Origin of the sequence: Sinorhizobium sp. FG01, assembly GCF_002531875.1 — a bacterium.
Classification (GTDB): domain Bacteria; phylum Pseudomonadota; class Alphaproteobacteria; order Rhizobiales; family Rhizobiaceae; genus Sinorhizobium; species Sinorhizobium fredii_C.
Window position 1 is genome coordinate 486,537 of sequence record NZ_NWTB01000004.1, and the last position, 13,565, is coordinate 500,101.

Genomic DNA, 13,565 nt, shown 5'->3' on the forward strand with positions numbered 1-13,565 from the left:
GGGGCGCCATGATGCGGACAACAAATTCTGCTTTCATTACAAATGCGTAATGATGGCGTTCCGAGATTGCCCGAAGGCGCGCAAACAATGATACTTGCGGCAACTCGGAACGTTCCGCCGGTACGCGCCGCGCTGGAGCGCGTATCTTATTCGGAGACATGCATGCGCTTTTTGAAGCAACTGGCGGTCAGCCTCCTCGTACTCGTCGTCGGGGGAGCCGCCTGGGTGCGCTTTGCCCCCGGAGCGGGTGAAACGCTGGGGGCGATTGGTGTTTCGCATCCGCTGATCGATGCGCTCTCCGGATCTGCGGGCGGCGAGGGAGCCGGTGGCCCCCGCAACGGCGGGCGCGGAGAAGGTGGGCGCGGCTTCTCGGACGCGGCGCTCGTGGTCGTCAGGCCGGCTGAGAGCGCGATCGTCAACAATAGGCTGAACGCCATCGGCAATGGCGAAGCAATCCGCTCGGTGACCGTGACGCCCGCTTCCACGGGTAATCTGACGGAAATCCTGGTAAAATCCGGCGACAGGATCGAGGAGGGCCAGGTGATCGCGCGGCTCGACAGCGACGAGCAGATGATTGCCGCCGAGCAGGCCCGGCTGACGCGCGACAGCGCCCGGGAAAAGGTCGAGCGCTATCGCAATCTCGGAACGGCCCGCGCGGTTACCGCGGTCGAGATCCGCGACGCCGAGATCGCCATGCAGGCCGCCGAACTGGCGCTGAGGACGGCTGAGCTCGATCTCAAGCGGCGCGACGTCGTGGCGCCTTCGAAGGGCATCGTCGGCATCATCACCGTCAATGTCGGCGACTACGTCACCACGTCGACGCCGATCGCCGTCGTCGATGACCGGTCGCAGATCCTGGTCGATTTCTGGGTGCCGGAACGCTTCGCCAGCAAGATTTCCGTGGGGCAGCCGGTCACCGCGAATGCGGTGGCGCAACCCGGCCGCCAGCTCACCGGCGCCATTCATGCGATCGACAACCGCCTCGATCAGGCAAGCCGCACGCTCCGGGTGCGGGCGCGGATCGAAAATCCGGACGACATGCTGCGTGCCGGCATGTCCTTCTCGGTCACGATGGCCTTTGACGGCGATCGCTATCCGACCGTCGACCCGCTGTCTATCCAGTGGAGCTCGGAAGGCTCCTATATCTGGCGCGTCAGCGGCGACAAGAGCCAGCGCGTGCCGATCAAGATCATCCAGCGCAATCCCGACAAGGTGCTGGTCGAGGCGCAGATCGCCGAGGGTGACCGCATCGTCACCGAGGGTGTGCAGCGGCTTCGCGACGGCGGCGCGGTGCGCATAGCCGGCGAGGCAAGCCCCGAACGCGAGCAGAAGGTGGCGGGGGACGCGCAATGAACATCGGCATTGGCGGTCACCCCGGCGGGCAGGGCGGCAAGACCGGCTTCACCGCGCTCTTTATCCGCCGGCCGATTTTCGCACTCGTCGTCAACATGCTGATCGTGGTCGCGGGGCTTGCCGCCTGGAACGGCATCGAGATCCGCGAGCTGCCGCAGGTCGACCAGCCGGTCATATCGGTGACGACTGAGTTCGAGGGCGCCTCGCCCGAGACCATCGATCGCGAGGTGACATCGGTCATCGAAGGGGCGGTGTCGCGCGTCCAGGGCATCAAGGGCATTTCCTCGTCGTCGTCCTTCGGCCGCAGCCGCGTGACGCTTGAATTTTCCGACACGACCGACATCGGCCAGGCGGCGAACGACATTCGCGATGCGCTCGGCCGGATCAGCGGCCAGCTGCCGGACGACGTGGAAGAGCCGCGCATCGTCAAGGCCGATTCCGACAGCCAGCCGATCATGCGCCTGGCGCTGACCTCCGACACCATGTCGATGGAGGACATGACGCTGCTGGTCGAGAACGAGATTAGCGACCGGCTGGCGGCCGTCGAGGGCGTTGCCGATGTCACCGTCTATGGCGACCAGGAGAAGATCTTCCGCATCGACCTCAACCAGGCGAAGCTCGCCGGGCGCGGCGTCACCGTCGCCAATTTGCGCGAGGCGCTGGCGAATGCTTCCTACGACGTCCCGGCCGGCTCGCTGACGAGCGCCAGCCAGGAGATCTCGGTCCGGGCGACTGCGGACCTGCAGACGCCCGAGCAGTTCGAGAACCTGATCCTCGGCAGCAATGTCCGGCTGCGCGACGTGGCGACGGTGACGCTCGGCCCGGACACCGGGAGTTCGGCGTTGCGCTCCAATGGCCGCCAGGGCATCGGTCTCGGCATCATCCGCCAGGCGCAGTCGAACACCGTCGATATTTCCGAAGGCGTGCGCAAGGTGGTCGATACGATCTCCTCGGACATCCTGCCGGCGGGCACCGAGCTCAAGATCACCAGCGACGATGCGGTGTTCATCAATGGCGCAATCCATGAGGTGGAGATCGCGCTGGTCGTCGCCGTCTTCATCGTCACGCTCGTCATCTATCTATTCCTGCTCGACTGGCGCGCGACGCTGATCCCGACGATCAGCATGCCGATTGCGCTTGTCGGAACGGTGGCGGCGATCTATCTCGCCGGCTTCTCGATCAACATCCTGACGCTGCTTGCGATCGTGCTGGCGACCGGGCTTGTCGTCGACGACGCGATCGTGGTGCTGGAGAACATCGTGCGCCGCCGAGCGGAAGGCCTGGGTCCACGCGCGGCCGCCGTGCATGGAACGCTCGAGGTCTTCTTCGCCGTCCTGGCGACCACTGCGACGCTGGCGGCCGTCTTCGTGCCGCTCTCGTTCCTGCCGGGGCAGACAGGCGGGCTTTTCCGCGAATTCGGCTTCGTGCTCGCTTTCTCGATCCTGCTGTCCTCCTTCGTTTCGCTGACGCTTTGCCCGATGCTCGCCTCGCGCATGCTGACCAGCGAGGCGCATGCGCATCAAGGCCCGATGGCGCGCTTCGGCCAGCGTGCCGCCGGCTTCTACCGCGTGACGCTCCGCGCCTGCCTCAATGCGCCGCTCGTCGTCTTCACGGTCGCCGCCTTCTTCACAGTTGCCGGGGCGGCGGCGTTCATGACGCTGAAATCGGAGCTGACGCCGAACGAGGACCGGTCGCAGGTGATGCTCCGGATCAACGCGCCGCAAGGCGTCTCGCTCGAATATACGCAGGCCCAGATGCGCCGGATCGAGGAGGGGCTGCAGCCGCTCGTCAAATCCGGCGAAGTCACCAATGTGTTTTCGATTTCCGGCCAGGGCGGTTCGGCGAATAGCGGCTTCATGGTGCTGACGCTCGCCTCCTGGGAGCAGCGTGAGCGGTCCCAGCAGCAGATCGTCGCGGATATCAACAAGGTGACCGCCAAGGTTCCCTCGGTCCGCGCCTTCGCCATACAGCCCAACAGCCTCGGTATTCGGGGAGCCGGCAGCGGCCTCCAGGTGGCGCTGGTCGGCAACGACTATACGAAGCTCGGCGATGCTGCGGCGAAACTGGTGCGGGCCATGGAAGATACCGGCCGCTTCGAGAACGTGCGGCTGAACTACGAGGCGAATCAGGCGCAATTGTCTGTGACCATCGACCGCGAGCGCGCCTCCGACCTCGGCGTCGACATCAGTGCGCTTTCCTGGGCGATGCAGGCAATGCTCGACGGCAGCAGCGTCGTCGACATCTTTGTCGAGGGAGAGGCCTATCCGGTCAAGCTGCTCTCCTCCACCACGCCGCTCAACGATCCCACCGACCTGCAGAACATCTTCGTCAAGGCCGGCGACGGCCGGATCGTGCCGATGTCGTCGATCGCGACGATCGAGGAGAAGGCCGTGGCGCCCCAGCTTGCACGCGAATCGCAGCTCCGCGCCGTCTCGCTGTCGGCCGGCCTGAAATCCGACCTCGCACTCGGCGAGGCACTGACGATGGTGGAAGACATGGCCGAGCCGCTGCTGCCGCCGGGGTCGCGTGTCATGCCGCTCGCTGAAGCCGCGACGCTCGACGAGAACGCCAGCGGCCTCTTCATCACCTTCGGCTTCGCGATCGTCATTATCTTCCTGGTGTTGGCGGCGCAGTTCGAAAGCTTCGTCAGCGGCATCATCATCATGTCGACGGTGCCGCTCGGCCTCGCCTGCGCCGTCTTCGCGATGATCATGACCGGCAATACTCTGAACATCTACAGCCAGATCGGTCTCGTCATGCTGGTCGGCATCATGGCGAAGAACGGCATCCTGATCGTCGAGTTCGCCAACCAGCTGCGTGACCGCGGCCAGGACGTGCGCAGCGCCATCGAGAACGCCGCCAATATCCGTCTGAGGCCGGTGATGATGACGATGATCGCCACGATCGTCGGCGCCGTGCCCCTGGTGCTCGCGAGCGGGGCAGGGGCTGAAGCGCGCATCGCACTCGGCTGGGTGCTCGTCGGCGGCCTTGGACTTGCGGTGATCGTGACCTTGTATCTGACCCCGGTCGCCTATCTCGTCATCGCCCGCTTCACCAGTCCGCACGCGGACGAGGAGCGCAAGCTGCACGAGGAAATGGATGCGGCGGCGGCGTTCAAAGGGTGAGGGGCCGGTCTACTGCATGTCTCCTTAAATCGACCTCGATTTAAGGACAACGACATGCAGCAACTCAAAGTGCTACAGCGACCTTTGCGCGTCTGATAAGACGCGCGGCGCTGTAGGAGATCTCAGCGGAGGATGTCGGCGAGATGTTCCGGTTTCCGGCCGGTGCGCTTGAGCTCGAGGCCGGACAGCAGATCGTGTAGATGGTCTTTCATCAGTTGCGCGGCCCTATCTGAATCACGTGCCTCGATGGCGTCGACCAGCGCATGATGCGCGTGGCTCTCGCAGGTTGTATCCCGACGCTTCCAATAAAGCGCGATGATCAGTGAGGAGTGCGACACAAGATCGCGCACGAAGCCGGTCAGGACGGCTTGATCGGCGATCTCGGCAACGCCGACATGGAACATGGCGGACAGCATGATGGCATCGCTGTCGCGCCCGGCGTCAAGCGCCTCGTGCTCTCTTTCGAGATGGCCACGCAGCAAGGTTACGTCCTCGGCCCTTGCGACCTGTGCGGCGAGCGCGGCTACGCGGGGCTCGATCAGTGCGCGGGCCTCGAATACTTCGCGTGCCTCCTTTGGCGAAGGTTGCGCGACGAAGGCACCCCTATTTGGCTCCAGCCGCACCAGCCAGTCATGGGCGAGGGCCTGAAGTGCGGCGCGGATGACGGTTCGGCTTACTGAATAGATCGAGGCGAGTTCATCCTCCGGCAGTTTTGTGCCCGGCGTCAGCCGATGGCTGACGATTGCATCCCTCAGACCATGATAGATCGGTGACCAGCGCGCCGCCGGTTTCTTGCGATCTTTTTCGGGCCTGAGGGTCGTCAACATTTCATCGTCTCTGGCGAGCTTGCGTCATGCGGTGCGCGCTGACCAATACGTCCGCGCTTCGACTCGAAGCTCATGAATTCTCATAGGGCGTGCTCATCGGTCAATCCAACCAATCGGACAGCCCCGGAGGACGTCGCGCTTTGGAGCGCCGGTCGAGTTCCTGCCTGCTGCGTGATTCCCTAACATCGGAATCGATTTAAGGACAAAATCGTGCAGCAATCTCAAAATGCTACAGCGACCTTTTGCGCGTCTAACTAGACTTGCTGCGCTGTAGTGGCGGAGACCACGGCGCGTAACGCCCCGAGAATCGTTTCGCGCGCGGTTCGGCGTAGCCGCCGATCTTCGACGTCCTGAGACCAAGAGCCGAGACTGTTTCTGCGAGCCGGACCGCGCAGGCGACCCCGTCGAGCACCGGCACACCGTGCTCGATCGAGAGAGCGTGAGCGAGATCCGCCATCCCCGCGCAACCAAGCACGATTGCTTCGGCCTTGTCCTCGGCGACGGCACGCGCAATTTCGGCGGAAATCTTGTGGCGCGCGTCCGAGCCCGGTAGCTCGAGATCGAGCACCGCCACATCCGAGGCGCGGACCTTGGCGCAGCGGGACGAGAGACCGTATTTCAGCAGATTGTGTTCGATCGCCGGCACCGAACGTGCAAGCGTGGTCACGACGCTGAACTTGCCGGCAATGAGGGTGGCGAGGTGGAAGGCCGCTTCGCCGATCCCGATGACGGGTGCTTCGGTGGCGCAGCGTGCCGCGTCGAGCCCCGTGTCATCGAAACAGGCGATCACATAGGCATCCATCGTACCTGCCTTCGCCATTTCCGCGATGATGCCTGGCACCGAGAAGACCTCGTCGAAGTAGCCCTCGATGCTCGGCGGGCCGTCCTTGGGATTGACAGCAACGACCTCCGTTGCCGGCGACGCCGCAGCTTGTGCCGCCTTGCCGATCTTGTCGGTCATCGACGTGGTCGTATTGGGGTTTATCACGAGTATGCGCATGATTGAGCTGCCTAGAATTCACCGCCGAGATAGAGATGCTTGACCCGTTCGTCGGTTAGCAATTCAGGGGAATTGCCGCTGAGCGCGACCTTGCCGGTCGTCAATGCATAGGCGCGCTGCGAGATCCTCAGCGCCATGCGCGAGTTCTGCTCGACCAGCAGCACACTGACCTTTTCGTCGCGATTGATCGCCACGATTGACCGGGCAATGTCCTGCACCAGCTTCGGAGCGACACCGAGCGACGGCTCGTCGAGCAGGAGCAGACGCGGCCGGGCCATTAGCGCTCGGCCGATGACCAGCATCTGCTGCTCGCCGCCGCTCATCGTCCCGGCCTGCTGCGAATATCGCTCCTTGAGACGCGGGAAACGCGTCAGCACCATATCGATGCTCTGCTGAATCTCGGCCTTGTCGCTGCGGGTGAAGGCGCCCATCAGCAGATTGTCGCGCACGGTCATGAAAGGAAAGACGCGGCGCGCCTCGGGCACCATCGAGATGCCCATCCGGACGATCTCGTCCGGTGCGACACCGTCGATGCGCTTCCCGTGATAGCGGATCTCGCCCTTGCGGATTTTCCGCAAGCCGGTGATGGCGCGCAGGATGGACGACTTGCCTGCGCCATTGGCTCCGATCAGCGCAACGGTCTCGCCCTCTTGAACCTCAATGGTGACGCCTTTCAGCGCATAGACGTGGTCGTAGTAGAGTTCGACGTCATCGAATTTGAGCAGCGGCTCCATGGACTACATTCCGATCGATTCGTCTTCGGCACCGAGATAAGCCTCGATGACCTTGGGGTTCTGCTGGATTTCGGCCGGGGTGCCCTCGGCGATTTTCTGGCCGAAGTTGAGCACGACAATACGGTCGGAAATATTCATGACGGCCGGCATGTCGTGCTCGACGAGGAGCACCGTAACGCCGCGTTCACGCAGCTTGCGGACGATTTCGACAGCGCGGCGGGTCTCGTCGTGGTTCATGCCAGCGAAAGGTTCATCGAGGAGCATGATGGCGGGGTCGGTGGCAAGCGCGATCGCAATGCCGAGTGCACGCAGATGACCGTGCGGCAGGGTGCTGGCAATCTCGCTGCGCATCGCGTCCAGTCCGAGGAACACAAGGATTTCGTCCGCCGAGGCACCGAAGGCCTCGAGATCGCGCCGCGCCGCAGCGCTCCCGAAGTAGAAACCGGCAAGACTGGCGCGCGAACGCAGATGATGGGCGGTCACGACGTTGTCGCGGACCGTCATGTCCTTGAATATCGTCGTTTCCTGGAACGTCCGCACGACGCCCTTGCGGGCAGTGATGTGCGGCGCGAGACCGGAGATGCGCTCGCGATTGAAGCGGACTTCGCCGTGCGTCGGTCGGAGGAAGGATGAGATCAGCTTGAACAGTGTCGACTTGCCGGCGCCGTTCGGCCCGATCACCGAGAGGATCTCGCGCTCACGGACGGTGAAGGATACGTCGTTGACCGCGACGAGGCCGCCGAAACGTTTGGTAAGCCCGACAACTTCCAGGATGTCCGGCATCGCTAGAGGCTCCTTTTGCGCGGGAGTGCCAGGCTGAGGAGGCCGTTGGGGAGGACCAGCATCAGCACGATCAGCACTGCGGAGAAGATCAGGAGCTGGAATTCCCCGGTCTGGAACAGCAGATCCCAGCCGAAATAGAGCACGAACGTACCGAGCATCGGCCCGAGCACGTAGCCGAGCCCGCCGAGGAAGCAGTTCAGCATGAAGTTGACCGAGTCGGCGACGGTGAAGCTCGACGGATAGATCGATTGGGAGATCGAGGCGAACATCGCTCCGCCGACCCCGCCGAGGAAGGAGGAAAGCGCATAGGCGATGACGCGGAGATAGGCGATGTTGACGCCGATCGACGAAGCGAGTTCCTCGTTCTGCTGCAGTGACTGGCAGAGTTGTCCGATGCGGGAATGAGCGAGCCGGTAGAGGCCGAGAAAGCAGAGCGCCATCAAAAGCACCGCAACGATATAGAAGGCCAGACGGGGATTGGCCAGTGTGGCAAAATCCGGAACGAGCGTTAGGCCGAAAAAGCTAATGCCGGTCGGCAGCGGAATGCTGACGATGCCACTGGCACCATTGGTAATCGGCAGTGCAAGGGCGAGAAGGCGGGCAACCTCGGTCAATACCAGCGACACCATCGCGAAATAGACGCCGCGCAGCCGCAGGATGGGCAGGCCGATCAGCACGCTCGCGACGGCGCAGAAGAGACCCGCCAATGGCAGTGTCAGCCAGAAGGACATGCCATAATTCATCACCAGGATGGCGGAGACATAGCCGCCCATCAACGCATATGCGCCCTGGCCGATATTGATGCGGCCAATATAGAAGGTGATCCACACGCCCGCGCTGATGATGCTGAGCAGCGCCACCGATGTCAGCGTATAGTAGAGGTCGCTTCGTCCCGTGGCGTTGATCAGCAGCGGCACTGCGACAAGCAGGACGAGCAGGAAAAGGACTGCCGAGGCGATCTTGAAGGTGGGAGCCGAAGTCTTGCGCATGCGATCAACCCCACGGTTTTCCCATCAGCCCGTGCGGACGGATGCTTAGGAAGATCATCAGCAGAGCAAAGATGACGAGGTAGGTGATGTCGCCATATTCGCGCAGCACGGTCAGGCCCACCGATTCCATCATGCCAAGGATGAAGCCGCCCGCAATCGCGCCGCCGACGACCCCGGCGCCGCCGATCATCACCATAAGGAAGGCTTTGATGGAGATCGGCCCGCCTATACCGGAATTCACTCCGGTGATGCTGACGAGCAATCCCCCGACGACGCCCGCAAGCATCGCCCCGAGCGCGAAGCCGATCATTGAGTAGCGCTCGACCTTGACGCCCATCAACTGTGCCGCAACGCGGTCCTGCGCCAGCGCCCGCATGGCGCGGCCGGGCTTGCTGTATTGCATGAAGAGCATGAAGGCGGCGATCATCAGGATGGCGATCACGCCGACGGCAATGCGGTCGTAGGGCAGGATTACCCTGTCGGAGACGAAGACGCCGCTGATGATCTTCGGCACGCCTCGCTGCTTCTCGCCGAACAGGAGCAGCATGACGGCATCAAGGAAGAATGCCGTCGCCGCGGCCAGCAGCATCGTGCTCTCCTCGCGCTTGCTGCGGCGGACCACCGGCCGGAAGAGGAACTTTTCCATGAGTGCGCCGATGATCGCCAGCGTCACGCCCGAGCAGATCAGCGCCACGACGAATGGCAGCTTGAGCTGGCCATAGATCGTGTAGGTCACGAAGCCGCCCAGCACATACATCTGCCCGTGCGCGAAATTGAGCACGTTCATCAGGGCGAAGATCAGCGTCAGCCCCAACGCGATCAGCGCATACTGGGCGCCGAGATAGAGTCCGTTGGCAATTACCTGTTCCATGCGGCGAATCGGCCCCTGTCGAGCTTGGCGGTGCGAAGCGCTTTGAGTTTGCCGGGGGGCGCGAGCCGCGCCCTCGGCCTCTCCGGTCTGCGAGCGTCAGTCCACTTCGCCGACGAACAGGGTCTGGAATTGGCCGTCCTTGAACTCGGTCACCACCATCGGAACGGAGAGCTGTCGTTTCTGGCCGAAGGAGGTAGCGCCGACATATTTCAGTGTGCTGTCCTTGGCGTAGGGATTGGGCGCCGAGAAGGTGTCCATGGTCTTCTTGAACTCTTCGACGTCATCGATCGCCTTGGGGTTCGCCTTCAGCGTCTCGATAATGTACTCGAGCGCGTAGACCTTGGTGTTCGACTCGTCATTGTATTCGCCGAACTTCTTGGTGTAGCGATCGATGAACTCCTCCATCACCGGCGTGCGGATTTCCGGCGTCGACGCGCCACCGACGGAAATGAAACCATTGGCAAGTTCGCCAGCGCCCTCTTGCAGGACGGTGGCGTCCTGCGCAGTTTCCGCCGAGATCAGGCCCTCGTAACCGAGTTCGCGGGCCGCGCGGATCAGGAGCGGCGCATTTGCCGGTGCGACACCCGAGAGCACGAGGAGGTCCGGCTTCAGTTGCACGATCGGTGTCAGCACGGGCGTGAAGTCGCGGGTGTCGTTCTGGTAGGTGTCTTTCTCCGCGACCACCTCGAGCCCGAGTTCCTTGGCCGCGGCAACGCCGCTGTCGCGCTGGCTGAGCGGATCGGATTCGTTGGCCGCGATAAAGGCAACCTTCTTCACGCCCTTGTTTTCTTTCAGATATTTGTAGATGGCCGGTCCCGACTGATAGTTGGCGACCATTCCGAGCACGGCATTCGAAGCCGGAGGCGTATAGAGGGCTTTCGGGAAGGCATAGGGGAAATAGATGATCCCCTTGGATTCCGCCACCGGGCGGACGGCGGCAGCGCCGTCATCTACATTCGGCCCGACCACGTAGTGGATACCTTCCTGGGCCATTTTTTCCATGCCGGCGATGGCCCGCTTCGGGTCCTTCTGGTCGTCGAAGGTGACGATGTTGATGTTGTAGGTATCTTCGCCGATCTTCACGCCACCCGTTTCGTTGAGCCAGTCGGCCCGCGTCTGCATCGAGCGGACGTTCGATGTGCCCCAAGCTGCGGCGGGACCGCTGGTCACACCGACGAAACCGATTTTGAGCTCCTTGTTCTCGGCCTGCGCGGAAAACGCTCCTCCCGCCACGATAGCCAGAAGTGAAACGGCGCCAAGCGCCAGCGATTTCAATGTCGAGCGTCTGTTGATCATCTCACTCCCCATTTTTTCATCCGGCGCGATGTGGCTGCGGATGTGTTAGGGAAAGCCTAAAGTACATTATTGTCAACATTGCTCTGCGATTTTGTATACAAAACTCGAGATCCCACAGGGGATGACAGCCGGCAGCGGGTTACATCTTGTGTCGAAGTAGGGGCGCCTCGCCCGGCCGGTTGCAGCCGAGATCGCCAAGCTTGATCAAGGCGTTAGCAGAAATCGTCTAGCTCACATCCGGTCAGCGGCTGCAGCAAGATAGATTGCCGTTGCAACCGCGCCGAGAGCGCTGCGACCGGCATGGAATTTGCCCCAGCGCATGATGAGCTCGCGCGTCTCCTCGCTCGCCTGGTCCGGGGGCGTCGTCTCCAGACGGTTGTTGATCGGCATGATCAGCATCAGCGTATAGGGCCAGTTCAGGATAATGACGGCGGCGCCGAGGCCCCAAAGGGGGTTGCCGCTCTGCCACCAGGCGGCAGCGCCGAGGAGACCGGATATGATCGCCAGAGAGGCCTGCATCTCGAAGCCGCGGCGATAGGCTGGACCCCACTCTGCCAGTGCGGCGCGGTGGTCGAGGCGAAGCCGGGCCGGCTGTTCTGCAATGTTGATGTAAATGGCGGCGCCGAAGAACACGGATGCCGTAATCAAAGCGAGCAGGCCGAACATCAGACGCTCTCCCGTTTTCAGACATGATACCCGAAGGGCTCGCAAACAAAAGCTGCATTATAGGCTGATGGCCGTCCTCCATTGCGCGCTTCCGCGAGGCGTGCGAGGTTTGTGACAAGCCGGTATCAGCGGCGGTGATTTGGGATGCGCGCGCCGCAAGGGATCGCGTAACTTCTGGACAAACCGATTCCGATTTGCACAGTAGCGCCTTGAAATGAAAGCGCTTCGCCATCGACGTTCTGCCTTGGCCCGTTGGAGGTCGATCGAGCGTCCTTGGCGGACGGTCAGGGCAAAGCGTTCACCGAACGGCTGGAGCGCAGCGCGATCCGATGCGAAGCGGACTGCCCGGCGGCTTTCCGCAGTTGGTGACTGTATAACTCCTTAATTCGGCGTCGAATTGAGGATAGATTGTGCGGGCGTTAAAGAACGTTGCGGCGGCTGCCTTTCGGCATGTACGTCGCAGGAGGGAAGATGTCGTGGCGTTGAAGGCGATCAGGGCGGGGTCGAGGAACGAAAGCGGCATCGCCGCAGCCAAGACGCTCCTCGGCGGACGGTTCGGTGATCGGTTTCAGACGGGAGAGGCCATCCGGTCCCAGCACGCCAACACGACGACCTACATCCCGGCACAGCTTCCGGACGCGGTCGTTTTTCCCGAAAGTGCATCCGAAGTTCGCGAGATCGTCGAGATCGCATCGGCGCATTGCGTGCCGCTCATTGCCTTCGGCGCCGGCTCTTCACTCGAGGGCCATGTGAATGCGCCGCATGGCGGCATATCGGTCGACATGATGCGGATGAACCGCATCCTTGCCGTCAATGCCGAGGACCTCGACTGCACGGTCGAGCCGGGCGTGACGCGCGAGGAATTGAACGCCTATCTGCGCGATACAGGCCTCTTCTTCCCGATCGACCCGGGCGCGAATGCCTCGATCGGTGGCATGACCTCGACGCGGGCGTCCGGCACCAATGCGGTGCGCTACGGCACCATGAGAGAGAACGTGCTTGCGGTCACCGCGGTCGTCGCCGGGGGACGAGAGGTCAGAACCGCACACCGGGCCCGCAAGTCCTCGGCCGGCTATGATCTGACGCGGCTTTTCGTCGGGGCGGAAGGGACCCTCGGCATCCTCACCTCGATCACGCTGCGCCTGCAGGGCATCCCGGAGGTGATATCGGGCGGCGTCTGCGCGTTCCCGACGATTGCCGACGCCTGCAACGCTGTCATCCTGACAATTCAGTCGGGCATTCCCGTAGCCCGCATCGAACTCCTCGACGCCGTGCAGATGCGGGCCTGCAACGCCTATTCCGGTCTGGACTATGGAGAAATGCCGACGCTCTTCGTCGAATTTCACGGCAGCACCGAGAGCGTCGAGCTGCAATCGCGCCAGTTCGCCGAAATAGCGTCGGAATTTGGTTCTACAGGATTTGTCTGGACCACCAACCCAGAAGAGCGGGCGCGCCTGTGGCGGGCGCGGCACAATGCCTACTGGGCGCAGAAGAGCCTGAAGCCCGGCGCCGCCATCCTGGCGACCGATGTCTGCGTACCGATTTCGCGGCTTGCCGATTGCGTCGCCGCGACACATGAGGATATCGCCGCACATGGGCTGATCGCCCCGATCGTCGGCCATGCGGGCGACGGCAATTTCCACGTCGGTGTGCTGTTCGACGACAAGGACCCAGCCGACGTGGCGCGGGTCGAGGCTTTCGTCGAACGGCTGAATAGCCGTGCACTGTCGATGGATGGTACTTGTACGGGAGAGCATGGCATCGGTCAGGGCAAGATGCCGTTCCTGGAAGCGGAGCTCGGCGGAACGATCGATCTGATGCGGCAGATCAAGCGTTCGCTCGATCCGGACAACATCTTCAACCCGGGCAAGATCTTCACGTGATCCCGGCGGATCGGATGAAACTCGCAAAGTGGGGCGCG

At 62.7% G+C, this 13,565-nt stretch carries 11 protein-coding genes; 3 read left to right on the top strand and 8 right to left on the bottom strand.

All coding sequences use genetic code 11. From position 1 onward, the window contains the following. Positions 1–162: 162 nt before the first annotated feature. On the top strand, positions 163–1,353 hold the full coding sequence (locus tag CO656_RS07760) for an efflux RND transporter periplasmic adaptor subunit (protein ID WP_097525350.1): 1,191 nt from the start codon (positions 163–165) through the stop codon (positions 1,351–1,353). Further along, on the top strand, positions 1,350–4,478 hold the full coding sequence (locus CO656_RS07765; RefSeq protein WP_097525351.1) for an efflux RND transporter permease subunit: 3,129 nt from the start codon (positions 1,350–1,352) through the stop codon (positions 4,476–4,478). Before CO656_RS07760 ends, CO656_RS07765 begins: the two co-directional genes overlap by 4 nt. A 122-nt stretch (positions 4,479–4,600) precedes the next feature. On the opposite strand, the gene CO656_RS07770 is transcribed toward CO656_RS07765, so the two are convergent. From CO656_RS07770 to CO656_RS07805, 8 genes are all read right to left on the bottom strand, one after another. After that, positions 4,601–5,305 (bottom strand): GntR family transcriptional regulator, encoded by a 705-nt coding sequence (locus CO656_RS07770; protein ID WP_037415590.1) that lies wholly within the window; start codon positions 5,303–5,305, stop codon positions 4,601–4,603. 250 nt (positions 5,306–5,555) lie between these two features. Continuing rightward, positions 5,556–6,305: an aspartate/glutamate racemase family protein gene (locus CO656_RS07775; RefSeq protein WP_097525352.1), complete on the bottom strand. Its 750-nt coding sequence runs from the start codon at positions 6,303–6,305 to the stop codon at positions 5,556–5,558. An 11-nt stretch (positions 6,306–6,316) separates the two neighbouring features. Next, positions 6,317–7,039, bottom strand: coding sequence for an ABC transporter ATP-binding protein (locus CO656_RS07780; protein WP_037415597.1), 723 nt, complete (start codon positions 7,037–7,039; stop codon positions 6,317–6,319). Positions 7,040–7,042: 3 nt separating this feature from the next. Beyond that, the gene (locus CO656_RS07785) at positions 7,043–7,822 is read right to left on the bottom strand and encodes an ABC transporter ATP-binding protein (RefSeq protein WP_037415600.1); all 780 of its coding nucleotides are present in this window, start codon (positions 7,820–7,822) and stop codon (positions 7,043–7,045) included. A gap of 2 nt (positions 7,823–7,824) precedes the next feature. Further along, the gene (locus CO656_RS07790) at positions 7,825–8,811 is read right to left on the bottom strand and encodes a branched-chain amino acid ABC transporter permease (protein WP_097525353.1); all 987 of its coding nucleotides are present in this window, start codon (positions 8,809–8,811) and stop codon (positions 7,825–7,827) included. 4 nt (positions 8,812–8,815) lie between these two features. Beyond that, positions 8,816–9,682, bottom strand: a complete 867-nt coding sequence (locus tag CO656_RS07795) for a branched-chain amino acid ABC transporter permease (protein ID WP_037415602.1) — start codon at positions 9,680–9,682, stop codon at positions 8,816–8,818. 96 nt (positions 9,683–9,778) lie between these two features. Further along, positions 9,779–10,978: an ABC transporter substrate-binding protein gene (locus tag CO656_RS07800; RefSeq protein ID WP_097525354.1), complete on the bottom strand. Its 1,200-nt coding sequence runs from the start codon at positions 10,976–10,978 to the stop codon at positions 9,779–9,781. Between the two features lie 231 nt (positions 10,979–11,209). After that, positions 11,210–11,644: a DUF1772 domain-containing protein gene (locus CO656_RS07805; protein ID WP_097525355.1), complete on the bottom strand. Its 435-nt coding sequence runs from the start codon at positions 11,642–11,644 to the stop codon at positions 11,210–11,212. 476 nt (positions 11,645–12,120) lie between these two features. Between CO656_RS07805 and CO656_RS07810 the strand changes: the two genes are divergently transcribed. Continuing rightward, complete coding sequence (locus tag CO656_RS07810; RefSeq protein ID WP_097525356.1) at positions 12,121–13,527, top strand: FAD-linked oxidase C-terminal domain-containing protein; 1,407 nt, start codon at positions 12,121–12,123, stop codon at positions 13,525–13,527. Positions 13,528–13,565 lie beyond the last annotated feature (38 nt).